General features: G+C 66.3%; 1 pseudogene. It reads left to right on the forward strand.

Annotated elements, in window-relative coordinates:
* Window positions 1–279: pseudogene (locus ACF8O7_RS14410) on the forward strand (hypothetical protein); the annotation flags it as partial.

Genomic DNA, 279 nt, shown 5'->3' on the forward strand with positions numbered 1-279 from the left:
GGCCTGACCAACGGCACGGCCTATACCTTCACAGTGACCGGCGCCAACTCCGCAGGTACCGGCACGCCCTCGGCCACATCCAACCAGGTAACGCCCAAGGCCACGCAAACCATCAGCTTTGCCAACCCCGGTGCACAGAACTTCGGCACCACGCCGACACTGACGGCAACCTCCAGCGCGGGCGCCAGCTATCCGGTGGCCTTCACGTCATCCACCACCGGCGTATGCACCGTCACTCCGACAGGCGCGCTGACCTTCGTGAGCGCGGGCACCTGCACC

The sequence above is a fragment of the Delftia sp. WSY_16 genome (assembly GCF_043104415.1).
GTDB lineage: Bacteria > Pseudomonadota > Gammaproteobacteria > Burkholderiales > Burkholderiaceae_C > Comamonas > Comamonas tsuruhatensis.